Below are 24,332 nucleotides of genomic sequence, written 5' to 3'. Positions count from 1 at the left end.
TGTCAGCCTTTCACTACCGAGGAATCAACGAGATGCCCGAACTGTTCGACAAGCACTCGTCGCAGAAGTTTGCCCTTGCCACCGGAGCCGTCGTTGGCGTGCGGCAAGCTGTCCACCACTACGATGTGGTCCGGCCTCGAAGCGGGCGCTAGTGCAGCGGCGAGGCGATCGGCGATTTCCTCCCGGTCGGGCTCACATCCCTGCTTCGGTGCCAGCACCAGCAGTATCTGCGGATCCGAATCCTGAACAGGAAGCCCGACAGCACCGGCTTCAGCTACCCCGTCCGCCCGGGATGCTACGTCTTCGATCTGCGCGGGGAGAGTGAGAACGCCGCCTCGCTCGATAGCGTCGGTTCGCCGCCCGAGAACTGTCAGCCGACCGTGCTCGTCGAGCGAACCAATGTCGCCTCCGACGAACCATCCGTCCCTGAGCGCCTCATTCGTGGCGTCGGGTTGCCCGTAGTAGCCGGCCGACACGTGGGGTCCGCTGATCTGGACCTCCCCCAGCGTGTCGATCACGGGCGCGCCGGTCGTATCGACCACCCTGACGGCACCGCCGAATCGGGCCCACCCGACCACTCCGTCCGGGACGCTCCCGTCGTCGCGGCGGCCGATCACGCTGTACGGCGCCTCGGTCTGACCGTAGTACCCGTACAGCTCCAGGTTCGGGAGACGCCGGGAGATCCGCTCCTTCAATGACGTCAACAGCGGTTCGCCGCCGAGCATGGCCACACGCAGGGAGCTGAGGTCGACCGCTTCGTGATCCGCAGTAGACAACAGCTCCACGAAGAAGCTCGGTGTCACGCTGATATGGGTGATGCTCTCCCGCGGAACAGTTTTGAGGAACTGTTCCGGTCCGAAGTTGTCCTCGAGTACGAGGGTGATTCCGGCCGCCAAGGCTGGCGCGGCGACGGCAATGAAGCCAACCCCCCAGATGATCGGGCCGGTTCCCAGCGCCGCCTGCCTCAGTACAGGAACATCTGCCCACAAGCCTTGAGCGATGGCGATTCCCGAGGCGTGCGTGTACTGCACGGCCTTCGGCAATCCTGTCGTACCCGAGGTGAAGAACAAGGCGAGCAGATCATCTCCCCCCGCACCGAGCGGTGGTTCGGTTTCGGGAGCCTCCATCGTCAATTGGTTGAGGTCGACCGTGTCGTGGCTGTCCGGTGCGCCGCCGGTTCGGATCCAGGTGCGGACGTGCTGGAGCATGGGCCGCAACTGGTCGATGACCTGGTCGAACTTCGCATCGTAGACGAAGGTGGTGGCCTCGATCTTGGTGACGATCTGCTCGAGCGTGTCGAGAGTCCAGTACGGGTTGAGGGCACAGAGAACGGATCCGATTTTCGTCTGCGCCAGGTAGATCTCAGCGACCGAGAGTGTGGAGTCGAGCAGTGTCGCTACACGTTCTCCGGGACGTATGCCGGCCGCGAGGAGCGCGTTGGCGGTTCGGTTGACCCGGCCGTCCAGCTCGGCGTAGGTGAGCCGCTCTCGGCCGCAGTACGCCAACGCCGGCATATGAGGTGCTCGATTGCGCTGTGCGGACAGGATCGCGTAGCCGAAATTCGAGTAGGGCGTCCCATTCATCGATTTCACCTCGTCATCTCGCTAGTAGCTGCTGTGGTTTCCGGAGTCGGTTCACTGCCGGGGTATCCGCCACCTCCGTGCTGTACGTCCAGGAGGTCGTAGTCGGGTACGAATCCGCGCCTCGGGATCGTCCCGACGAAGACCACCGACTTCGGCTTCTTGTACGACGCGACCTGGCTGCGCACGTGCGCGATCAGCTCCTGCTCGGTCACCGAAGCCGACGCGTTCCGCACCACGATCGCGACCACTGATTGGCCCCAGATGCTGTCCGGCCGGCCGATGACTGCAGCTGAATCGACGTCGGGATGCCCGAGTAGGGCGCGTTCCACCTCGGCCGGATAGATGTTCTCGCCTCCGGATTTGATCATGCGGAGTTTGGGGCCGACAAATGACAGGGTGCCGTCGGATTCCCTTCTTCCGAGGTCACCTGTGTGGTACCAGCCGTCTCGGAATCGAGCGGCGTTGAGATCAGGACGGTTGAAATATCCATTGAACAGGTGCATTCCGCGGGTCGCGATCTCACCGACGTCGCCGGTCGACACATCTCGTCCGTCGGCATCGACGATGCGCACCTGCATGAGTGGACTCGAGCGTCCGTGAGTACCCAGCCCGTCGATGCCGAGAGCGTGGTAGGTCAGCATTCCGCCGACTTCCGTCTGTCCGTATCCGGCATTGGATCGGCCCCACGGGCTCCGATCGAGGGTAATCATGTGATTCCAGGTCGAGCCTGCCGGACCGAAGTGCAGACTCGACAGGTCGTATCGATCGTCCCCGTTGGCGGCAACCAACTGATCGATCATCGCGGGAAACAGCATGGCTCCCTGGCAACGCTCCCGCTCGATCAGTTCGCATGCCCGTCGGGGATCGAACTGGGGGAGGACGACGTTCGTCCCACCGCACACGAATGTAGCCACCGCGAACATCCAGGTGCCGATGTGGAAGAGCGGACCACTGCCGAGGAAGACGAACCCCTCTGTGATCTGGCGTTGGACAGCGACGACCAAAGAGTGACTGATCAGCGCTCGGTGGGAGATGAGTGCACCGTTCGGGCGTCCGTCGAACGCTGCGGTGTACAGAAGCAGGACGGGATCCTCGGCGTGGATCGACTCCGATGAGGGTGCCGGAGTCGATGGAAAGGACGCCGACCACCGCCGGTACTCGTCGGCGGAGTCGTCGCTGCAACGCACCCACGGGGTACGGTCGTCACCCAGACTGTCGTGGAGGTTTCCAACTATCTTCGGTTCCGAGAGGATCAGTTTCGGCTGGAGATCGTCGATGACGAAACGGAGCTCGTCCGCACTTTGCCGCCAGTTCGCCGGGCACAGGATGGCACCCACTTTGCCTGCCGCAATGAGCAACTCGAAGACGCGGTGAGAGTTTGCTCCGATCCACAACACGCGGTCACCGGGATGCACTCCTTCGCCTGTCAGGGCGTTCGCCAGTCGGTCCGTCCGTTCATCGAACTCGGCGTAGGTAATCCGCTCGTCACCGTCGACGATGGCCACCATGTCACCGCGGCCACGGCGGTTTTCCCGAACGATGTCGGCGAGGGACAGCTCTGAATACACGAGGCGCCTTTCACAGGGGTGGATGGTGCACGGCAGTGTCAGCGGAACGCGGGAATGACTTCCTTCGCGAAGAACGTGATCGCCTTCGCCATCTCGTCAAACGGCATGTGCCGGGTGCTGCCGAAATCGCACATCAGGTGGTTGAAGCCGAATTCCTGCAACATCGCGACCTGGCCGATGACCCGCTTGGGATCCCCGATGACTTCGAGTTGCTCCCAGCGGAAGTCGTTGCCGACCTCGCCACCCTTCAGGTAGCGGCCTTCCCAGAACTCGAAACCCTTCGCGACCTCACCGGTCTTCGAATCGATCGGGGCACTCTTCTCGTTGAAGATGCGCGACCGATCGAAGGATGCCTCGAACGCAGCTTGATCCTTCCTCGCCTGTTCGACGGTCGGCGCGAGCCACACCGACCGCGACACGACGAGGTCGGTGTCCGAGGTGTCATATCCGGACTCCGCCGCGATCCGATGCCACGTCTCGGCTGCGTTGTGGATCTTCTTGAACGGCGCCGCAGGATCCGCGAGGATCGGCAACCCGCGCCGGGCGTACCGCTCAACTGTTTCGGGGCTTACGGCCGCGACGTAGATCGGCGGGTGCGGATTCTGAATCGGCTTGGGTGTGAGGGAAACCTCGCCACTGCGGTAGAACTGGCCTTCGTGCTTGAACGGGTCCTTCGTCCACAGTCCTGTGATCACTTCGAGTCCCTCGTCGAAGCGATCACGGGCTTCCGCCAGACTCATCCCGAAGCCATCGAATTCGATACTCTGATATCCACGGCCAAGGCCGAGATCGAGTCGTCCGTTCGACAGCAGGTCCAGCTGGGCAGCCTGCTCGGCCACATGGATCGGGTTATGCAGGGGCAGCACGACCACGCCGGTGCCGAGGCGGAGCCTCTCGGTTCGAGCCGCGAGGTAGCCGAGCATGGTGAAGATGCTGGGGACGGTTCCATAGTCCCGGAAATGGTGCTCGGACACCCAGACTCCATCGAACCCGAGTTCTTCGAGTAGGTCGGCCACCCGGAGGTTGTAGTCGTACACCTCCTTGATGCTGTTCCTCTGATCGGCGCGGTGAAAGAGCAGGAAGGCAGAAAACTTCATCGGTCGGTGCTCGACAGGAGCATTCATGGTGGACAACCTTTCTTGCGCTGCCGTGGCGTAGTGCCGCCAGGATGGCGCTCAACAATTCATGTGGGCAGGAACAACGCGACGGACTTATCGATCGATCACACGTGCACCGAACTCTTCGATCGACTTCAGCAGCGAGTCTCGGTCCGTACCCGCGAAGGGGACTGAAAGCCAATCGACACCGGCCTCGGCATATGTTCCGACGTCCTCGCTCAGCTGGTCGAACGTGTCGAGGTCCGGGCTGTCGGTCATACGCATCCCGAACGGGACAAAGCACACGTCCGGGCGGCCCCTTCCGGCGTCGAGAGCGCTGGACCGGAGATACTGAATACGGTCGGCCAGTTCGTCGATCGTCTCCAGTCCCGGCGTTCTCGTCAGCTTCGCTGCTGAGGCAGGTTGCGGCATGGGCATCCACCCTTGTCCGAACTCGACGACCCGACAAATCGCGCGTTTACTGTTCCCGCCGAACCAGATCGGGGGATGCGGGGACTGCAAAGGCGCGGGCCGCATCGTGTGTTCGACCACCGAGTACGGAGGATCCTCGACGGTGACCGACTCCCCCGACCACGCCATCTTGATCAATCGCAGCGCTTGATCGGTGCGCTCGCCTCGATCGTCGTAGGCCAAACCCAACGCGGCGAACTCGGATCTGAGGTATCCCACCGCTGCTCCGAAGATGACCCGCCCCCCGGACAGTACATCGAGGCTCGCCACCGCTCGTGCCGTAAGGAACGGATTGTGATACGGGAGCACGAACACATTCGTCAGGAGCCGGACCCGGGTGGTGCGTGCGGCCGCAAAGGAGAGTGCGACCATCGGGTCGAGGGCTTGGTGACCTCCCCGTGACAGCCACTTGTCTTGCGGGAACGGGTGGTCGGTGACGGACACCGCATCGAACCCCGCTTCCTCGGCAGCGCTCGCGACGTCAGCGACGGCGTCAGCGGTGAGGAACTCCGAGGGCCTGTCGACCTGATCGGTCGGGAGACCGAGTACGAAGCGCATCAGATCCTTCTTTCATTCACCACAGAAATGGGATGGCCTACTTCGGGGCGAGAACGGATCCTGGGAACGGCGCCAGCAACGTCTCACGCCAGGGCCCATCGAGATACTGTCGTGCACTCTTGCGCCACTCGACGAGCCTGGGGTCTGCGGTCGCTTCGGCATCGAGTCCGACTGCGGCGTCGTATGCGCGCTGCGTCTCGAGATGACTGTCGATGTCCGTTCCCCAGAAGGTAACCACCTCAGTGTCGGAGAGCATGACCTCGTATAGCCCGACGAGTCGATGGCCGTGGTCGGCGAGAATCGGAGCCCGCTCCTCGCGCACGGCAGCGAGATAGTCCTGCGCTGCCCCGGGGCGAACCTGAGCGATCTCGTGCAGGAAAAATGGCGCCGTGTACTGCTCCGCTCGCAGTTCCTGCAGATCAGGCGTGCCGCGCACCGCACCCATGGGGCGGGAGAAAGCCTTGTGGCGAAGGTTGTCGATACTGGACAGGAACAGTTCCGGCTTCACACCGTTGTAGATGTCCAGCTGCTGGCGCCAGCCACCGTCCCACCCGCCGTGGCAATCCCACAATGTGACGGCCTTGAACTGTTCGTGTCCGGTGATTCCGATCGCGTAGAACGCGCCGACCAGGTCGATCGCCCGTGATCGGACCGACAAACCCTGCGTCAGCTCCGCATCGGAGTCCGTCCGCTGTTCGTCTTCCTTCTTGTAGTTGACCAGCCACTGAAGATACTCCCGCGGGTTCGTGGAGTTCATCGGGTGGAAGTAAACCTCTTCGAGGAGATAGATGCCGCGTGCCACTCTTCGTCCCTTCATCGAAAACAAGCAACTGCTTGCTCAAATATTAATGTACGAGTCCACCCCATGCGGGGTCAATGCCGACGAGTAACCTTTGACAGCTCCCGCCTGCGAACCTAGCCTTGCATAAAAACCAAGCGCTAGTTCAAATGGAGTCTAACGTGACGATGAGTGAAACGGGAAGCATCCGCACAAATACCCGAGGCAACCACAGTGCGTGATCAGAGTGCGATTGCCGGCGTCGGCCGGACGCCGTTCTACAAGAACTCGGGCGTGAGCACGCTCGAACTGGGACTTCGGGCCATCACAGCGGCGCTCGACGACGCCGGCCTCGAACTCGGCGATGTCGACGGCTTGATTACCCACAGTGTGGGCGACGCCGTCCCAGCGTCTGCGGTAGCCCATAGCCTCGGAGTCGACGACCCCCACGTCCTCCTCGACCTCGTCGGTGGAGGCAGCATGTCGGCCGCCGCCGTCGGTGCCGCTGCCATGGCAGTCACCAGCGGCCAGGCCGAGGTCGTAGTGGTCTGGCGAGCATTGAACGCCCGCTCCGAGTTCCGGATGGGCGGCACCGGCCGCTCCGCACCGACGTTGGTCGAGTTTCAATACCAGGTCCCGTACGGACTTCTCGCGCCACCGCAACAGTTCGCGCTCGTGGCACGCTCGTACCTGACGAGGTCGGGCGCAACCTCCGAAGACCTCGGCCGCGTCGCGATCAACCAGAGGTCGCACGCATTGCTGAATCCCCTGGCGATGATGACGACACCGTTGACGATGGACCAGTACCTGAATTCTCCCCTGGTCAGTGACCCGCTGCGTTTGTTCGACTGCTGCCTCGAGACGGACACCGCGGTGGCTGTTGTCGTAACATCCGCGGCCAGGGCCCACGACCTGCGTCGAACCCCCGTCCTGGTCAGCGCCGCCTCCACCGGCGGCGGCCACAGCCTCTACTCCGGCAGCAGAACGGACTTCTCGACCAGCGCCGCCCGCGAGATGGCGCCACGACTCTACGCACGCGCAGGTATCAGCCCGGAAGACATCGACATCGCCGAACTCTACGACGCATTCACACCGCTGGTACTGATGCAGCTCGAGGACTACCAACTCGCGCCGCGCAACGAGGCAGCAGCTTTTGTGGCCGCCGGCGAGACGACCTTCGGCGGGAGCCTGCCCGTCAACACACACGGAGGACACTTGTCCGAGGGCTACGCGCACGGTCTCAATCATGTCGCCGAAGCAGTGCTGCAACTGCGTGGAGAGGCTGGACCGCGCCAGGTCGAACACGCTCGAACCGCCCTGTGCACCGGCCAGCCCGGCTATGTCTCCGGTGTCACCTCGGCCCTGATTCTGAGAGGTGTCCGATGACCGGTTCGTACGGCGATCGCGACTCGACCACCTGGTGGCAGGCTTTGGAGCGACAGCAACTGCAGGTCCAACAGTGCACGTGCGGCGTACTTCGATGGGCGCCCCGAGCTCTGTGCAACGTGTGCGGCTCCTTCGACTGGGAATGGTTCACGACCGAGGGCACAGGAACCGTGGTGACGTGGACGGTCACGCATCGGGCCTTCTCCCCCGGTACCGCCGTGCCGTTCGTGGTGGTGCTCGTCCGACTCGACGCGGGCGAAAATCTACTCCTGCCCGGCGGCTGGACCCGAGACACACACGGATCCGACTTGACAGTCGGCCTCGAAGTGGTCGCTGAGTTCACCTCGTCCGCCCCGAGGGACGGCGTCCCATCCACACTGATTCGCTGGAGACCAGCGAACCAAGCAAACTAGCGCTTGGGTGAAAGTAATGCATACTGTACCTATGGCACCCAAATCGCGAACCACCCTGCCTGCACCCGCGACAATTCCGCGACGCGGAACACGGCGACGGACGGAGCAGGGAGAAGCGAGCTCCCAGCGGCGCCAGGCTTTGCTGGACATCGCGGCCGACCTCTTCGCTGAGCAGGGCTTTCGCTCGACGACCGTACGCCAGATCGGTGACGCAGCGGGGGTTCTCTCGGGGAGCCTCTACCACCACTTCGAGTCGAAAGAGGCGATCGTCGACGAAATCTTGTCCGCGTACTTCACCAGCCTCATGGCGACGTACGAGGAGATCGTCAAGAAGGATTCGGAGCCTGCGGTCGCACTCCGCCACCTCGTGAGGGCGGCTTTCAATTCGCTCGATGATCACCGCGCCGCCATCACGGTAATCCAGAACGAACGCGGGTATCTCAATCAATTTCCACGCTTTGCGTACGTCGCCGAGTCCGAGGCCGAAGTCAGGCGGATCTGGACCAAGGTTCTCGACGACGGAGTGGCATCCGGGGTCTTCCGAGAGGACCTCGATACCGCGATCACATACCGATTCCTGCGCGACTCCTTATGGGTCGCCGTGCGATGGTTTACACCATCCGGACGCCTGTCGGCGGATCAATTGGCCGACCAGTACCTGAAATTGGTAATGAGCGGCCTCGAGAAGCCTAGCAGCGCTTGGACGAATCCAGACCGGCCCTTGTTCTCGGGCTGACAACGAACACCCTGAACGTAGCCGCGTGTCCAACCGGCTGTCGCACCGAAGGCCGTCACTGCAGTCGAGTGGCGGCCTTCGGCATTTGCGTCAACGCAAGAACTTCCCTCGAGCCTGACGGTGTGAGAAGGTTAATGCTTAACCAAGCGATTGCTTGTTTTAGTCGAAGGGAACACCGTCTCATGAACGAAATCCCCGAGTGGGGAACCCTCCCCCGAATGCTCCGCCAGCGTGCAACCGCCCATCCTCAGTGTGTTGCCGTCGTCGATGGGGACACCACGCTCAGCCTTTCCGATATTCGAACTCAGGCATCCCAGGTCGCGCGAGCTCTCATCTCCCGAGGCGTCGTCGCAGGCGATCGAATCGCGGTGTGGGCACCGAACTGCTGGCAGTGGGTGGTCACCGCCTTCGGAATCTGGGACTGCGGCGCCGTGGTCGTTCCTCTCAGCACGCGGGGAAAGGGGATCGAGACCACAGAAGTTCTCCGTCGAACCGGATGCCGGGTGCTCGTCGCAATCGACGAGTTTCTCGGTGCCTCGTATGTCGATCAACTCGCTACGGCCGTGGGCGGCCCTAGCTCCGACGCCCCCTTCGCCGATCTCGCCGACCTGCATACACTCGTGCTGCTCCAGGGTGACAGGAACCTTCCCGGCACGTTTTCGTGGGAGGCTTTCCTCGATCTGCACAACACGGTTGCGCTCGAGGCCGCGGAGAAGCGTGCTCTGGCGGTCGAACCCACCGACATCTTCGAAATCCTCATGACGTCCGGTACGACGGGCCAACCGAAGGGCGTCATGCTCAACGGTGGCCAGATACTTCGAGCCTACTGGGATTGGGCCGAAGTCTGTGGGCTCGGCAAAGGTGACCGACTCGCAGTGGTCAGCCCCTTCGCGCATGGCTTCGGAATCAATGCCGGGATGATCGCGTGCGTCGAACGCCTGGCGACGATGGTGCCTGTCGCCGTCTTCGATCCGGATCGAGCGCTCGACATGGTCGAGAATCTCGGCCTGACGACTCTTGCAGGCCCGCCGAACCTCTTCAGCCGAATTCTCTCGGATCCCGAACTCGATCAACGGGATACCTCGTCGCTCCGCTGGGCAATCGTCGGCGCTGCGAGCGTTCCGGACGAACTCGTGATCGCACTGCAGGACCGACTCGGGTTCGAGCGAATCACTAACGCGTACGGCCTGATCGAAGGCTCGGTGGTGACGATGACCCGGCCGGGCGACCCGACGGCCGTGGTTGCGGGCTCGGCCGGCCGAGTAGTTTCCGGAATGGAGATCCGCCTGGTGGACAGCGGCGGCGCACCGGCCCGCACCGGTGAGCAGGGCGAGATCCAGATTCGCGGCTACGGAGTGATGCAGGGGTACTGGGACGCCCCGCAACTCACCTCCGACGCATTCACCTCGGATGGCTGGCTCAGTACCGGCGATGTCGGTTCACTCGACGATGAAGGCAATCTGCGGATTGTCGGGCGGACAAAGGAGATGTTGATCGTCGGTGGTTTCAACGCCTACCCGGCAGAGATCGAGAGCCTCCTCCTTCACAACCCGAAGCTCGCTCAAGCCGCAGTGATCGGCGCGCCGGATGATGCTCTCGGTGAGGTCGTCTGGGCGTTTGTAGTTCCACATGCAGGCGAGAATCCGACTGAGGAGGAGATCGTCGCATGGGCCCGAGCGAACATGTCGAACTACAAGGCCCCGCGTCGTGTCCTCGTTCTGGAAGCACTCCCAGTCACGGCGAACGGCAAGATCGCCAAGGCGTCACTGCGGGAGCGTATCGATCAGCTGAGAACCTCGGTCTGAGTTGCAAGGCGCCTGCCCCGCATCGACATACGGCCGCGACGAGGAGATCACGTGAAATTCGATGATTACCGGCAGATTCAGAATCTGATCTACCGGTACCCCTATCTGCTCGATTCTGGGCGGCTGCCTGAAATGGGGGAACTATTCGCACACGCCGACATCTACATCGATGGAAGTCTCGCCATTCGACGCGACGCGCGAGCTGTGGCGGACTTATGGGCACGCTACGTCAGGATCTACCCGAACGGCACCCCTAGGACACATCACATCGCTACGAACCTGCTCATCGAGGATGACGGTCCCGACATGATTCGTGCGCACTCCTACGTGCTCGTCGTCCAGAACCCGCCAGGGGTACCACTCAATCCCATTACTGCAGGCGACTATCTCGATCGGTTCGTCAAGGTGGGAGACGTCTGGCGTTTTAGTGAGCGTCGAGTGGGGAACGACCTGTTCGGCGACATGGCACATCACCTCCTCGAACCGATGAACATCCGCGACGATACTCGACCGCAACGATGGGAGGACGTGTGATGCACGCAGGTGTCCAAATGTTTCCCTCCGCAGACTCGATCACTCCGACCGATTTCGCGGCAAGTGCCGAGCAGTTCGGGTTCGAGTCGGTATTCTTCCCGGATCACACGCACGTCCCGATCGGAGACGGCGCTGCGGGCTACTCAGGCCACGATGTCCCGGAGTATTACCGAACAACGATGGATCCGGTCGTTGCCATGACAGCGGCCGCCGCGGCGACGACCCGAATCAAGGTCGGCACCGCAGTGTGCCTGGTAGCCCAGCGTGACCCGATCATCCTGGCGAAACAGATCGCGTCCATCGACCAACTGTCGGCCGGGCGCGTAATCCTGGGTGTGGGCGCCGGCTGGAATGACGAGGAGATGCGCAACCACGGTACGGAACCGTCAACTAGGTTCAGTTTGATTCGTGAGCGGGTCGAAGCCATGAGCGCGATCTGGCAGCAGAAGGAAGCGTCGTACCAGGGACAGCATGTGCACTTCGCGCCCATGTGGTCGTGGCCGAAGCCCGTACAGCGCCCCCGTCCGCCCGTACTTGTCGGAGGTGGCGGCCCGACAGTACTGAAGCGAGTCATCTCCTACGGTGACGGGTGGATGCCGTTCCGGGAAGGGACCGATCAGGTGGGCGATCCCCTCTCGGGGGAGGTTGAGGAGTTTGAAGCTGAACTTGGTTGGCGGGTCGGCGAGTTGCGGCGGCTCGCCGACGCAGCTGGCCGGCCTCGCCCCTCGGTCACCTTGTTCAACGCCTGCCCACACACGAACGCGCTCGACAGGTACCGGAACATGGGGGTGGACCGAGTCGTGTTCTGGCTGCCGACTGCAGCCAAGGACGCCACTCTGGAAACGCTGCAGCATCTCAGGGCATTGCTTGGGTAGGTGGAAAGCAGTCGGCAGGCGACTGTCAGCTCAACGGAAAGTGACACGACACGTATCGGTGTTCACCGATCTCGGTGGCTAGTGGCTCCACTTCCGCGCAATACGTGGTGGCACGGAGGCACCTTGTACGGAATCGGCAGCCGGATGGCGGTGAGATTACCGACGGCATCTCTCCGACCGGTGCAGCCGCTTCGGTCGTGACCTCGGGGTCGGGAACTGGCAGAGCGTCAAGGAGCATCTTTGTATAGGGATGTTTGGGATCGGCGAATAGTGCGGCTGCCGGTCCGATCTCGCACACCTTGCCGAGATACATGACCATGACTCGGTCGCTGACAATGCGTATGACACTCAAATCGTGGGAGACGAAGATGAGAGTGAGTCCATATTGATCCTTGAGATCCTCGAGGAGGTTCACGATCTGAGCTTGGACCGAGACATCGAGCGCCGATACCGGTTCATCACAGATGATCATCTCGGGTTCGAGTGCGAGGGCCCGCGCGATGCTGATGCGCTGGCACTGTCCGCCTGAGAACTCCCCTGGCAGCCTGTCACCGGTCGCGTCCGGATCAAGCCCGACTGCTTCCATCGCGCGGTGCACCCGCTCGTCCCTGTCTGCTAATCCCCAGATGGCGAGGCCCTCGGCGACTATGTCGCGCACTTTCCGGCGCGGGTTGAGTGACGCGATCGGATCCTGCAGGATCACCTGGAGCCGTCGTCGTACAGATCGCATCTCCTTGTCCGACAATGTGGTGAGGTCACGGCCGTCGAAGCGGACAGTCCCTCCGGTCGGCCTCGGTAGCTGGAGAATCGCTCGCGCCGTCGTCGACTTTCCGCACCCGGACTCTCCGACGATTCCGAGGGTCTCGCCACGGCGGACGTCGAAGCTGACCCCTGCGACAGCGCGCACGACGTCCGATCGTCCGGACCGGAAGTCAACTTCGAGCCCGCTGACCTCCAGTAAAACCTCCGCAGTCGGCGTAGGAGACGTTTCTGTAGTCGTCATCGCACAATTCCTTTATCGCGGGGAACCTGTGTTGTGTTTGGGTTGTGGCATGCCAGACGATGAGCGTCACCCACCGAGAGGTAGGACGGTGGAACTACGCAGTCGTTAACGGTGTGCTCGCAGCGAGGAGCGAATCGGCAGCCTGATGGCGGATTCACCAGGTCGGGTGGACGTCCCGCGATCGAATGCAACCTGGAATGTGGCACCGTCCCGGCGTGGGGGGTGGATCGGAACAACGCGGAGGTATAGCGATGCCGCATGTTCCGGAAGAGTGTGCCGGTTGGCGCTGATTCGACGAAACTGCCGGCGTACATGACGGCAACGTGGTCTGTGTGCTGAGCGACCACGCCCAGATCATGAGTAATAAGGAGCATTCCCATGTCCCGATCCCGTTGGATCTCGGTCAGCAAGTCCAGGATCTGCCGTTGAACGGTCACGTCCAGTGCCGTGGTCGGCTCGTCTGCAATGAGCAGATCCGGCTCACAACCAATTGCAATTGCGATCATGACACGTTGCCGCATGCCGCCTGAAAGCTCGTGCGGATACTGATCCAGTCTTCGCCGCGGATCCGAAATCCCCACCTGGGCGAGTAGGTCAGCCGCATTATCCCAAGCCTGCCGCTTCGTTCGGTGTAGGTGGTAACGCTGTGGGTCTGCGATTTGAGCGCCGATTTTTCGAACGGGGTTGAGCGCAGTCATAGGGTCCTGGAAGATCATGCTGATTCGTGGACCCCACAGGTGTCGCTTCTCCTCCGGTGTCATGGTTGCGACATCACAACCGTCATAGAACACCCGCGACTCGGATGACACAGAGGCATTCTGGGGAAGCAGATTCATGATGGTCCGCACGAGCACTGACTTTCCTGAACCGGACTCACCCACGATGCCGAGAGCCGCACCCCTCTCGAGAGCGAAAGACACTCCGTTCACAGCGCACACAGAACCCTTCGGGGTGTCGAACCGGGTCGTCAGATCTCGCACTTCCAGTAGCGCATTTCTACTCATAGCCGCTCTCCGCACTCGTCGCAGGAATCTAGAGTTTCCGTGATCGTGGGTCCCAACGTCGCTGCGCCCAGTCGCCGATTCGGTTGAGCGAGAGCACTGTCAGAAAAAGGACAACGCCAGGCACGAACACCAAATGGGGATGTTTCTCGAGGTCGTTCTGGCCGGAGGCGATCATGTTGCCCCATGTCGGTTCGGGCCGCTGGATACTCAATCCGAGGAAACTCAAAGAGGACTCGGCAACGATGAGAACGGCGACGACGACGAACGCGTACGCAAGGGTCGAAGCCAAGACGTTCGGGGTCAATTCGCGTGCAAGAATCCGTGAACTCCGCGCACCGAGCGCCCGCGCCGCGAGTACGAAATTCCTCTGGGAGTAGGCCATCGTGTTGGCACGCGTCAGGCGGAAGAACGCCGGGATAGCGAGCACTCCGAGAACCAGCGTGACGTTCTTCATGTTCGGTCGAACAACCGAAGAGAGCGCGAGCAGGAGAATCAACGGAGGAAAGGCGAGTAGCGCATCGTTGAGGAAATTGAGCGCAGCGTCCACCTTGCCCCGGTAGTACCCCGCGGTCAGACCGAGGACGCCGCCGACCACTACTCCAAGGAGTACGGCTCCGAAGCCGACGACCAGGGAGGTGCGCGCTCCGTAGATCACCCCACTCAAGATGTCCAGTCCTTGGCGGTCGGTGCCGAGCGGATGTCCAGAGAGGATTTGAGGGGGCTGAAGGATCGGAGCATCCAAGGTCAACGACGGGTTTCGGCCCTCGGCGAGTGGGAGGAAGTCTGCGAGGAGAGCGACGAAGACCTCCACAGCGAGCCATCCGACGCTCAACCACAGTCCAAGATGTCGAACCCAGACTTTGATAGATGGACTGCGACGTTCCGGATGCACCGGAGAAAGTGTCGTAACGGCCGAGTATCGTTCGTCATCTCGGGTCGGCTCTTCTATGCGTTCAGACACGGACATGGCGGGTCCTCGGATCCAGGTACAGGTACGAAATGTCGACCAGGGCATTCACAAGCACGTAGAGGGCGGCAACGACGAGCACTGCGGCCTGCAACACCATGAACTCCTTTTTCGCCACGCTTTCGACGATCAATGTGCCCATGCCCGGGAGGCGGAAGATCGTCTCGACGATGACTGTGCCGCCGAGCAACCTGCCGAAACTGATGCCGGCGACAGTGACCAATGAGAAGGTCGACGGTCGGAGCGCCTCCTTGACCAGAATGTGCCGTACTGGCATCCCTTGTGCGCGCGACGCCAGTACGAAGTCGTCATTGAGAGTGGTCGCCATGTCGCTGCGGAGCAGGCGCGTGAGCTGAGCGCTTTCGGCGAGCCCCAGCACGAGAACCGGGAGGAAAATTGTGCGGAGATTCTCGGCCAGACCGTCTTCACCGATCCGAGCGAACCCTTGTCGTGGAAAGTCCGGTAAGAAGACCGCGAGGACGAAACCGACCACGAACACGCCCAGTGCGAATATCCGGATGCCGCGGCGTCCCTGTGCGGTCAATTGTGCACCCCGCCTGCCGACCGTCGTCGCTGCCAGAACAACGGTAGCGATCACACAGGCCGCAAGTATGAGCCCCTTCACCGCCTCGGGACGAAAGACCGCGAAATAGATCAGGATCAGCGCCAGCAGGAAGCTCGGTACCGAGATCAACGCAAAGGACAGCCCCGACGCAACCCGATCGAATGCACGACCGTACCGGTATGCCGACCATGTTCCTACCGGTATCGAAATCGCCAGCGCAAGAAGAACCGACAACACAGCGATCTCCAACGTCACGGGAAGACGCGTAGCGATCAGGGTCGAGACATCCTGGATGGGTGGCACCAGCGTCTTACCCAGGTCTCCGTGTAGAAGTCCACTCAGCCAGTCCAGGTAGCGCGCGAACCACGGGCGATCGAGACCGAGATTCTCCCGAACTGCGGCGTACTGCTCGGGAGTCCCTTCGGCGCCGACGACGGCAACTGCCGGGTCTCCAGGAACGAGTTCGATCAGAACCGCCGTACTCACGCTTACAACGATCAGGACAGGAATAATTCTCAGGAGCACAGTGGCAACCCTGTGGAACATGACAGACCTCCTCCAGTCGCGTGACTCCTATAAACCTGTGACGAAAGCCTTGTCGTAACGGAGCACGCTCCCCCGTGTCAGGAGCAGTCCACCGACGCGATGGGAATGAATGTTGTCTTCCTCGTAGGCGGCGAAATTGGCAATAACCGGAGAGTCATTGAGGATTGCCTGCATGCGGCCGACGATTTCCTTCTGCTTGTCGACCGTGTCCGCGGCACGGAGGTCTGCCAACGCTGCATCCATCCGATCGTCGGCGTATCCGTAGTAATTGGATTTGCTCTGACTGTTCAGCTGACGATTCATCAGAGCCCACAGGCCCTCATTGGTGTAGTTGGGCCCCCAAATGACAAGGTCGTAGTCACGGTCGGAAGCAACCCTTCCCAAAACCTCCGCCAAGGACATGTCGGTGTTCAACTCGACCGCAATGCCCACGTTCTCGAGAAGAGCCTTGACTGCAATCGCTTCATTGACCCGGATTGGACTGTTATCCGCCAGCAGTCGAATGGACCCGTTCCACCCTGAACTCTTGACCTCGTCGACGAGCCGCTTGGCCGCGTCGGGGTCGTACGCGGGCCCCTCCTCCCCGGAATACAGACCAGGAGTCGACTCCTGAATCAGCGCCGAGGTGGCCAATGCCGTGCCATTGAAGACGCGGTTGTTGATGGCCTCGGGATCTATTGCCGCAGTGATCGCTTTGCGAAGCCGAACGTCGGCGGTGGGCCGGTTCGACGCCGAGTTCATAACGACGCCCTCGCCATAGTTGTAAAGGGTGGGCAAGCTTTCCATTCCCTCCGCTCGCGCTTCATCAATTGCGGGAGGTTCACGGAGAAGAGCGACGTCGAGCTCACCAGTACGGAGTGCATCCAAGGTGGCATCGGCGCCCGAGATGCTGATGAACCTCAGCGTCCCGATACACACAGGCCCGCCCCAATAGTCGCTCTTCGCGGCCATGACGATCTCCTCACCTGGCGTGTACCGCACAAGCTCGTAAGGACCGACTCCCGCACCTTGGGGGTTGAGTGCGAACTGATCAGGCCCCATCGCGTCGACGATTCGTGGATTGGTCACCATGCCGACGTCGGTCGCGAGAACGTGTGGGAAGCTCGGATATGGGCCGTCGAGTGTGAAGCGAATCGTCTGCGGGTCGACGACGTCCATAGAGGCGATCGTCAGCGCTTCGCCACGAGACACTTGGGTATTGCTCGGCGATTGGTGGCGCTCGATACTTCGCTTGACATCGTCGGCTGTGAGAGCGTCACCGTTGCCGAACTTCACCCCGTCACGGAGCTTCATCGTCCACACGGTGTGCTCTGCGTTGGAGTCCAAAGCTTGCGCGACCTGCGGTTCGTACGTTTGCGTTTCGGCGTTGTACGTGATCAGGCTGTCGAATAGTGCCTGGATTTCTGTGCCTCCGCTACCGGCAGCACCGGGTTGACCTACGGGGTCGAGTCCACGCGGCGACAGCAGCGTTCCTTGCGTAACCGATCCACCGATTCGCTCGGGGGTGCACGTGCCAGTTGCCGCCGTAGCCTCGTCACCACCGGAACCACCACATCCGGCTGCGCTCAACAACATCACAAGCGCTGACGCCGTAACGACGGCTTTCCGCAGTCTCATGCAAGTCCTCCTCAGTGGTGCGCGAATGCGCCAAAACGGAACGGAAACGTTAGTTTGCGAAGTCGTCGACTGGAAGAGGTCCAACCTGCGTGAATGACAGGCTGAAAATTCGCGACGGCCTTCGAGTAATAGTTGGTCGGTGAAGCCCAGGTCAGCCGTGCGGTCGGTCCCGTGGAGCACGGGCGCCAACGGTCGACTTCACAAGGTCGCCGCACGAGGGTGAGCAGGCGCGGCCGCGAGCCGGAACCCCGACACCTGAAGTCGGTGTTGCTACTTCGCCGACATTCCAGCGTCGACGGGCAGGGCCACACCGGTCACGTAGCGCGACTCGTCCGATGCGAGCCACAGCACGGCATTCGAGATATCGGTCGCATCCAGCCAGGGAATCGGCATCATCAGAGTCGACATGAAGCTTTCTCGGACATCATCCTTCGTGGGATGCTCTTTGTCCGGCGCGAAGACCTTGAAGGTGGTGTCGTTGATGATCATCTTGGTGTCGACATTTCCGGGATGCACGGTATTGACTCGGATATTGTGCTCGGCGAGTTCCATGGCGAGTGAACGTGCGAGGCCGAGTACACCGTGTTTGGACGCGGAGTAGCTTCCGTAGTTCGGTACGCCTTTGAGGCCGGCTGCGGAACTGGTGATGATGATCGAGCCGCCCTCGGCTTGCTCTAAGAGGTACGGGACCGTCGCCTTCACGGTGTGGAAGACTCCCGTCAGATTGACGTCGATGGTGGTCTGCCACAACTCGTCGGTCATTTCCCAGATTTTCGCCGGAGTTCCGAAGATCCCTGCGTTGGCCACAACGACGTCCAAACGGCCGAGCTCAGCGACTCCTTGGCGAACAGCCTCGGACACGGCTGCTTGATCGCGAACGTCGACCTTCTGTGCAACTATCCGCCGGCCGGTCTTCTCCACCAGGGCGACTGTCTCGTCGAGATCTTCAGGGGAGGCACTTTCGTAGGGCACGGTCTCCACGTCTTCGAGAATGTCCAGTGCAATGATGTCCGCGCCCTCCTCCGCCAGCCGCAACGCGTGGGATCTGCCCTGACCACGTGCGGCTCCGGTGATGAACGCGACCTTGCCAGCTACCCGTCCCATGGTGAATATTCCTTTCTCGCTATGTCGGTGTCGACCGGATCGGTCGATGCCGTTCTCTCACTTCGCGACGTGCGTGGATGGACATGTGCGGACACAGGGTGCGATCACCCGTCGGGTTCACGCATGCCTGGTGCCACTGGCACGCGATGACTTCTCAGGAAGCGTGGGGTCTTAGTACTCCTACTTGGCGTGCTTGCGCGATGCCCAAGCATGCGCTTGCTACATCCATCTTTATGAGGCATGTCACAACTGTCAAGCGGAACCTCGGAGCCATTTCGATTCGCCTCCTCATACCTTCCGGCCTGTTAGGGTCCGACTTCCACTCCCGAGATCAGCATCCCAGGCTTCGAGATTGTGGGCGTACTGGAGGTCGCCCTGATGATCCCGCGAGACGAGACCACAGTCGGACCGCCGCACGACCGACAGCCCACGTCAGGACCCCTGATGCCCCGAACTCGACTATTCGGCAGGGGGTTTCACTTGCCAAAGCATTCAGGTAGCGCTAGCCCGCGATCTTCGCGCGCCGACGGCTCGAGACCCCAGCCCGACGGCGCAGGTATCGACCCGCGCGCAGACGTGACCGAGGTGGGCAAAGTGCACACGGAGACGCACTGTTGCGCACCTCCTCCTGCAGGGTTGAGCATGAGCGCCCTCGCACCCCGGCCGCTTCCAAGTTCCCAGCCATCACCCAAGCATGCGCTTGGTCATCGCCGTGTTAGCGTATGTCGCACGTCACAACCTGCGTCGAGTGACCCCGAAACTGGGTGCGCTGAAGCGGCGTGCCCAACCCGGTGCACGGTGCGAATGCGTGATGATGCAATGCCCCGCCGATTGGTGACCTAAGGAGAAACATGGACCTGAAGCTTGGCCTCAAAGCATCTGCAGAGCAGTTTGGACCCAGAGAACTGGTCGAGTTGGGTGTGGCGGCCGAAGACCACGGCCTGGACAGTGTCACCGTCTCCGACCATTTCCAGCCGTGGCGCCATACCGGCGGACATGCGCCCTTCTCTATCGCCTGGATGACCGCGGTTGGCGAGCGCACGAAGCGAGTCCAGCTGGGTACTTCGGTTCTGACCCCTACCTTTCGATACAACCCCGCCGTGATCGCGCAGGCCTTCGCGACCATGGGCTGCCTCTACCCCGACCGGATCATGCTCGGCGTGGGCACAGGTGAAGCGCTCAACGAGATCGCCACCGGATTTCAAGATGACTGGCCGGAATTCAAAGAGCGGTTCGCCCGCCTCCGCGAGTCGGTTGACCTGATGCGAGCCCTGTGGACTGGGGAGCGTGTCGACTTCAACGGCGTCTACTACAGGGCGAAGGGAGCATCGATTTACGACGTTCCCAAAGGGGGCATCCCCGTGTACATCGCGGCCGGCGGACCCTTGGTAGCGCGGTATGCCGGCCGAGCAGGGGAAGGGTTTATCTGCACATCAGGCAAAGGAATGGATCTGTATACCGAAAAGCTGCTGCCGGCCGTGGCGGAAGGGGCGCAGAAGGCGGATCGTGAGTCCGATTCGATCGATCGGATGATCGAGATCAAGCTCTCTTACGACACCGATCCGGCGCGTGCACGCGAGAATACCCGGTTCTGGGCACCCCTATCGCTGACTGCAGAGCAGAAGCACAGCATCGATGATCCGATCGAGATGGAAGCGGCAGCTGATGCCCTGCCCATCGAACAGGTCACCAAGCGGTGGATCGTTGCGTCGGACCCCGACTACGCGGTCGAGCAGATCCGGCAGTACGTCGATGCCGGACTCAATCACCTGGTATTCCATGCGCCTGGACATGACCAGAAGCGCTTTCTGCAGCTCTTCGAGCGTGACCTTGCGCCACGCCTGCGGGCGCTGGCATAGAACTTCATCTCAGGCCAGAAAGGATAGCGCAATGACGACACAGATACGCACGCTGGAAGACCTGGGGCTTCCGTATCTCGACTATGAAGGCCGCGAATACCAGACTGATCCAGCGTCGGTAGTGCGCGCCGCACGGGAGCAGATATGGCTGGCCAGATCCGTACGCGGCTATGAAGTCCTGTCATACGGAGCCTGTTCCCAACTTACCCTGGACAAAGAACACCTCGACGGACCCGGCAGCGAGTACTACCGACAGCAGGACGCTTCGGACCTGATCCTCCAGTATGCATCCGAAGGCATGCTCCCGCTGATACCGTGGGTTCGCCACGATCCCATTCGGCGCGTACTGCAACTGGCGTTCTCGGCGTCGCGAGTGAGGCGCCTCCGTCCGGTCATGCGTGCTTGCGCCGAGGAGCTGCTGGACGCTCACGCCCTCAGTGGTGAGCTGGACCTCGTCACTGACTTCAACGATATATATCCCATCGAAGTCGTCTGCCGACTACTCGGCGTGCCCGTTGCGGATATTCCACTTTTCAAGGAGTGGACTGTCAGTCTTGCACGACTCTCCCATTACCCCATCGACCCATTCATGGGCGAAATCGATCGCGCATTGCGCGGTCTGTACGAGTACTTCCGTGATCTAGTTACTCTTCGCCGTGCGAAACCTGCTGACGACTTCGTGACGGCGATTATCGAAGCGGAATCCGACGCTGGTAACGAGGAGCGTCTCTCCGAGGGAGAGATGTTCGGCGCTCTTGTCAACCTTCTCTTCGCGGGACATGACACCACCAGGCTGCAGTTCGGTTCCGCCGTGGCGCTTCTCATGCAGAACCGGGGGCAATGGGATGCGCTCGTCGAGAACCCGGACCTGGCAACAGCTGCGATCGACGAATCGATGCGCCTACAGCCGTCCCTGCACACCATCTTGCGGACGGTGACCCAGGACCTGGTTGTCGACGGCATCCACTTCTCCCCAGGCACTCCGATCGCGCTCAATATCTTTGCTGCGAACCGCGATCCTGCGATGTTCCCCGACCCCGATGTATTTGATCCAACCCGGGCGAACGCAGCAAAGCATCTCACCTTTGGGCGCGGCCACCGTTTGTGTCTCGGCCACGCACTGGCACGGGCCGAAATGACCGAAGCGCTGCAAGTGTTGGCGACTCGGTTTCCTGACATGCACCTCGTCGAATCGTCGACCTTCTCCGGGTCCTCGGCGGCAACTCAGGGCCCCGAAAGAATCCGACTACGGCTCATCTAGTCCACGCCCTCCCGGTCCGGGCGGCATCAGGACGAACGGGACGCTCGTTGGGTCTATCGCAACGAGCGTCCCGTTCGCACATCAGGATCAGGCGCCGTAGACCGGGACCGCGATTTCGGCCTTGGCGAGCAGGCCGGCGACGACGGGGCCGATCCCTTCGGCTGCATGGTCAGCTCCGCGATACCCGTTTTCGCCGCCGCCGTAGTTGCCCTTCCCAATCGACTCCTGCAGTCCGGCAACGGAACTGGTGTTGATGATCCTGGCGTTCACGGCACGGCCTGCTTTCGCCTCACCGCGCCAACATCCGGCAACATAATCTCCCCACGAGCTACTGGGTGGGCAAGCATTCGTCCCGGGTGTTCTGCGACACGGTCGACATCGTGTCCGGAGTGGGCCGGCCTCACACCGGGATGACTCGTCGGATCCACCTTGCTCGGTACGCCACCCAATGAATGCCCGGACGGCCCGAGCCGCTTGTAGGCCTGTTCGCAGTGTAGCGACGTCCACGCTATAAGCCACTGCACCCCGCTGCGACCGAAAGAAGAGACCTTCAGCCGCAAACGGGGCGCGGGCCACATAGGCAGCATTGATGAGTCACTTTGCGACTCTGCCGAATCGGAACGTTCAATGCCATTTCGGCTTAGGCGTTACAACTTTCCGATCGGCTGTCGCTCTATCCGATACTGAACGGCTGTCCCCACAACGTGACCGTGCTCTTTACATTGTCCGTCTCCACCTCAACCTTGACGTACGAGCGGGCCTGGGCATAACCAGCGCAGCCGTTGACGCCGAGGGACACATCAGACCAGCCGACCGAGCCCGCGCCACCCTGGAAGTAGTGTGCTCCCCAGTGAATCTCTGATCCATATGCATCAGGCATCTCGATGTCGAGGATCGCTGTGTCGACGGCCTGACCCGGTCCGAGCGTGACACCTCCGTTCGCGCCGCCTGAGACTGGAATCGAGGCGGTTCCGGTGGCCAGTTGGCTGGGAGTCACTGATGCTCCCGCGTTGCCACCCACGCCGGCCCCGAAGTCGACCTGACACGCCAAGATGTACCCCGGATAGATGTAGGCAGTCTTCGCAGGATTGCCCTGGAGGTTGACCGATGCCTTACCGGACACCCAGACGTTTCGGTGTAGCGGAGTCGAGCCCAGCGACGGCGAGACATTCGCGCTCTCGTCCGTCAAATTCACTGTCACCACGGTGCCGTCGGCCAGCGTCTCCGTCGCCGATCCCCCTGGCAGTGGAACGAATGTGTCGGCGTTCGCGGCACCGACGGAGGAGAATCCGAAGGTGGCGACGGCAGCGGCGCCGACAACAGCGGCCCGCACACTATTCTTACGAGTATTGGTCATTGGTCTCTTTCAGGGATTAGAACTCGCACGTGCGAGAAGGACGAATAGGAAGTACAGATCAGCCAATGCTGAACGGGGCTCCATACAGCACCGTCTTCGAGTAGTCGTTGCCGACGATCTCCATGACCGTGTAGGCGCGTGCCTGCGCGAAACCGCCACAGTTCTGCACCTGCAGCTCGGCGTCGTGGTACTGCAACGTGTACACACCATCCTTCAAGATGTCCTTGGCGGTTACCGGAACATATTTGACTTCACCAGAATTCAGCGGAACCGTCAGACCCATGGACGTTGCTAGTGAGTCCATCCCCAGGCTGAGTGATGGGTTGGCCGACAGGCCCGTTACGTCAACCTGGCAACCCACGATATATCCGGTCGACACTCGTGAAACTCCGTGCGTGGTCGATCCGTTCGAACCATTGTATGTTCCGGCTGTATTCGGAGTCCCGTTTGCGGTGGGAGCTTCGGTGACCTCCTTGATGCCCTTGACATCTGCCGTCACCGTGCCCGACACCCACGCGGTGCGGCCGGCACCGTTGGCGGCCAACGACGGCGAAACCAATGCACTCTCTGCTGTCCGCGTCACCGTCGCATTCGGCCCAGCCTTCGACCCGTCGGGCAGCGGTATGAGCGTATCCGCACTCGCTGCGCCATTGGCCATCACGCAGAGTGCAAGAGCGGCGGCAGCACCCAGACCTGCAATTCGCGCATTGCGTCGGAAGCCAGGCTTACGTTCGTTGATCAACACTTGATTCTCCTCGTTCGGGGTTGAAGCTAATTAGCGAGGCCCGCGTGGGCCGAGCTGGATATGAGATCGATTTCTCGTTCACGAGAGGCACTTCGAGAACAAGATCTAGAAACCGCATGCATAAGCGATGCCGTTTCGAAACTCTCACGCTCTGCGGTTAGCCGACGCCGGGCATGGCGATCGCACTGATGGTCCGATCGAAGCCCAACGACTACCGCACCCGCGCACCACATGGAGTTGCGCGTGGCCAATATGCGCAGTCTTACGAAAACCGCCGATATAACCGAGTTTTGAGTCGTGGGAGATTTTTTCTACACGCCGACGAGAGTGGAAGGCAATTCACCTGCGCCTGAATGCGTCGCCCGAGACGCTTGACCATAGGAACCCGACAACAAGCGCCGTTCTTGATTGCCTTACTCGCCGTCCTGATCATCACCTCTCTTTACGGCCACCCTCGCCAGTCGTCGCTTTACAGTCCGAACGGAGTTCGTTGAGACCAG

21 protein-coding genes and 2 pseudogenes are annotated in these 24,332 nt (G+C 61.4%); 9 read left to right on the top strand and 14 right to left on the bottom strand.

Annotation, left to right across the window (positions count from 1 at the left end; all coding sequences use genetic code 11):
* Nucleotides 1-2 precede the first annotated feature (2 nt).
* The 5 genes from GFS60_RS09315 to GFS60_RS09295 form a co-directional block, all read right to left on the bottom strand.
* Nucleotides 3-1,583: a class I adenylate-forming enzyme family protein gene (locus GFS60_RS09315; protein WP_159920632.1), complete on the bottom strand. Its 1,581-nt coding sequence runs from the start codon at nt 1,581-1,583 to the stop codon at nt 3-5.
* A gap of 5 nt (nt 1,584-1,588) precedes the next feature.
* A complete protein-coding gene (locus GFS60_RS09310) occupies nt 1,589-3,151 on the bottom strand; it encodes an AMP-binding protein (RefSeq protein WP_159920630.1) in 1,563 nt (520 codons plus the stop codon).
* Between the two features lie 38 nt (nt 3,152-3,189).
* Nucleotides 3,190-4,275, bottom strand: coding sequence for an LLM class flavin-dependent oxidoreductase (locus tag GFS60_RS09305; RefSeq protein ID WP_159920628.1), 1,086 nt, complete (start codon nt 4,273-4,275; stop codon nt 3,190-3,192).
* An 87-nt stretch (nt 4,276-4,362) separates the two neighbouring features.
* Nucleotides 4,363-5,277 carry an LLM class F420-dependent oxidoreductase gene (locus GFS60_RS09300; RefSeq protein WP_159920627.1) on the bottom strand — a complete coding sequence of 305 codons (915 nt, stop codon included), beginning with the start codon at nt 5,275-5,277 and terminating at the stop codon, nt 4,363-4,365.
* A 37-nt stretch (nt 5,278-5,314) separates the two neighbouring features.
* Nucleotides 5,315-6,079: a hypothetical protein gene (locus GFS60_RS09295; protein WP_005260868.1), complete on the bottom strand. Its 765-nt coding sequence runs from the start codon at nt 6,077-6,079 to the stop codon at nt 5,315-5,317.
* Between the two features lie 210 nt (nt 6,080-6,289).
* Here GFS60_RS09295 and GFS60_RS09290 point away from each other — a divergent pair, with 210 nt between their 5' ends.
* The 6 genes from GFS60_RS09290 (at nt 6,290) to GFS60_RS09265 (ending at nt 11,804) form a co-directional block, all read left to right on the top strand.
* The gene (locus GFS60_RS09290) at nt 6,290-7,441 is read left to right on the top strand and encodes a thiolase C-terminal domain-containing protein (protein ID WP_159920625.1); all 1,152 of its coding nucleotides are present in this window, start codon (nt 6,290-6,292) and stop codon (nt 7,439-7,441) included.
* Nucleotides 7,438-7,854, top strand: a complete 417-nt coding sequence (locus GFS60_RS09285; protein ID WP_159920623.1) for a Zn-ribbon domain-containing OB-fold protein — start codon at nt 7,438-7,440, stop codon at nt 7,852-7,854. The genes GFS60_RS09290 and GFS60_RS09285 overlap by 4 nt, the downstream gene beginning before the upstream one ends.
* A 31-nt stretch (nt 7,855-7,885) precedes the next feature.
* On the top strand, nt 7,886-8,590 hold the full coding sequence (locus GFS60_RS09280; protein WP_201453535.1) for a TetR/AcrR family transcriptional regulator: 705 nt from the start codon (nt 7,886-7,888) through the stop codon (nt 8,588-8,590).
* Between the two features lie 182 nt (nt 8,591-8,772).
* Nucleotides 8,773-10,395: an AMP-binding protein gene (locus GFS60_RS09275; protein WP_159920621.1), complete on the top strand. Its 1,623-nt coding sequence runs from the start codon at nt 8,773-8,775 to the stop codon at nt 10,393-10,395.
* Nucleotides 10,396-10,446: 51 nt separating this feature from the next.
* The gene (locus GFS60_RS09270) at nt 10,447-10,929 is read left to right on the top strand and encodes a nuclear transport factor 2 family protein (RefSeq protein ID WP_159920619.1); all 483 of its coding nucleotides are present in this window, start codon (nt 10,447-10,449) and stop codon (nt 10,927-10,929) included.
* 17 nt (nt 10,930-10,946) lie between these two features.
* Nucleotides 10,947-11,804, top strand: coding sequence for an LLM class F420-dependent oxidoreductase (locus GFS60_RS09265; RefSeq protein ID WP_201453534.1), 858 nt, complete (start codon nt 10,947-10,949; stop codon nt 11,802-11,804).
* 25 nt (nt 11,805-11,829) lie between these two features.
* On the opposite strand, the gene GFS60_RS09260 is transcribed toward GFS60_RS09265, so the two are convergent.
* The 6 genes from GFS60_RS09260 to GFS60_RS09235 form a co-directional block, all read right to left on the bottom strand.
* Nucleotides 11,830-12,807, bottom strand: a complete 978-nt coding sequence (locus tag GFS60_RS09260) for an ABC transporter ATP-binding protein (protein WP_159920615.1) — start codon at nt 12,805-12,807, stop codon at nt 11,830-11,832.
* On the bottom strand, nt 12,804-13,811 hold the full coding sequence (locus GFS60_RS09255; RefSeq protein ID WP_236603413.1) for an ABC transporter ATP-binding protein: 1,008 nt from the start codon (nt 13,809-13,811) through the stop codon (nt 12,804-12,806). Before GFS60_RS09255 ends, GFS60_RS09260 begins: the two co-directional genes overlap by 4 nt.
* A gap of 28 nt (nt 13,812-13,839) precedes the next feature.
* Entirely contained in the window at nt 13,840-14,643 is an 804-nt protein-coding gene (locus GFS60_RS09250) for an ABC transporter permease (protein WP_159920611.1), read from the bottom strand.
* Nucleotides 14,644-14,764: 121 nt separating this feature from the next.
* Nucleotides 14,765-15,889, bottom strand: coding sequence for an ABC transporter permease (locus GFS60_RS09245; RefSeq protein WP_159920609.1), 1,125 nt, complete (start codon nt 15,887-15,889; stop codon nt 14,765-14,767).
* A 27-nt stretch (nt 15,890-15,916) separates the two neighbouring features.
* The gene (locus tag GFS60_RS09240; protein ID WP_159920607.1) at nt 15,917-17,686 is read right to left on the bottom strand and encodes an ABC transporter substrate-binding protein; all 1,770 of its coding nucleotides are present in this window, start codon (nt 17,684-17,686) and stop codon (nt 15,917-15,919) included.
* A gap of 90 nt (nt 17,687-17,776) precedes the next feature.
* Entirely contained in the window at nt 17,777-18,610 is an 834-nt protein-coding gene (locus GFS60_RS09235) for a mycofactocin-coupled SDR family oxidoreductase (protein WP_159920605.1), read from the bottom strand.
* A gap of 851 nt (nt 18,611-19,461) precedes the next feature.
* On the opposite strand from GFS60_RS09235, the gene fgd reads away from it, so the two are divergent.
* A complete protein-coding gene (fgd, locus tag GFS60_RS09230; protein ID WP_159920603.1) occupies nt 19,462-20,469 on the top strand; it encodes a glucose-6-phosphate dehydrogenase (coenzyme-F420) in 1,008 nt (335 codons plus the stop codon).
* A gap of 31 nt (nt 20,470-20,500) precedes the next feature.
* A complete protein-coding gene (locus tag GFS60_RS09225) occupies nt 20,501-21,730 on the top strand; it encodes a cytochrome P450 (RefSeq protein WP_159920601.1) in 1,230 nt (409 codons plus the stop codon).
* 161 nt (nt 21,731-21,891) lie between these two features.
* On the opposite strand, the pseudogene GFS60_RS09220 reads toward GFS60_RS09225, so the two are convergent.
* Nucleotides 21,892-22,045, bottom strand: a pseudogene (locus GFS60_RS09220) (SDR family NAD(P)-dependent oxidoreductase); the annotation flags it as partial.
* Here GFS60_RS09220 and GFS60_RS39050 point away from each other — a divergent pair.
* A pseudogene (locus GFS60_RS39050) lies at nt 22,045-22,125 on the top strand (CoA-transferase); the annotation flags it as partial. The pseudogenes GFS60_RS09220 and GFS60_RS39050 sit on opposite strands and share 1 nt — an antisense overlap.
* A gap of 278 nt (nt 22,126-22,403) precedes the next feature.
* Here the strand turns inward: GFS60_RS39050 and GFS60_RS09215 are convergent.
* Both GFS60_RS09215 and GFS60_RS09210 read right to left on the bottom strand, forming a co-directional pair.
* Nucleotides 22,404-23,087, bottom strand: coding sequence for an MspA family porin (locus GFS60_RS09215; protein ID WP_159920599.1), 684 nt, complete (start codon nt 23,085-23,087; stop codon nt 22,404-22,406).
* A 58-nt stretch (nt 23,088-23,145) separates the two neighbouring features.
* A complete protein-coding gene (locus GFS60_RS09210) occupies nt 23,146-23,829 on the bottom strand; it encodes an MspA family porin (RefSeq protein ID WP_159927006.1) in 684 nt (227 codons plus the stop codon).
* Between the last annotated feature and the right edge of the window lie 503 nt (nt 23,830-24,332).

The organism is Rhodococcus sp. WAY2 (assembly GCF_009859915.1).
Classification (GTDB): domain Bacteria; phylum Actinomycetota; class Actinomycetes; order Mycobacteriales; family Mycobacteriaceae; genus Rhodococcus_F; species Rhodococcus_F oxybenzonivorans.
The sequence above is the reverse complement of the archived record's forward strand: the minus strand, read 5'-3'. Positions and strand labels throughout refer to the sequence as shown.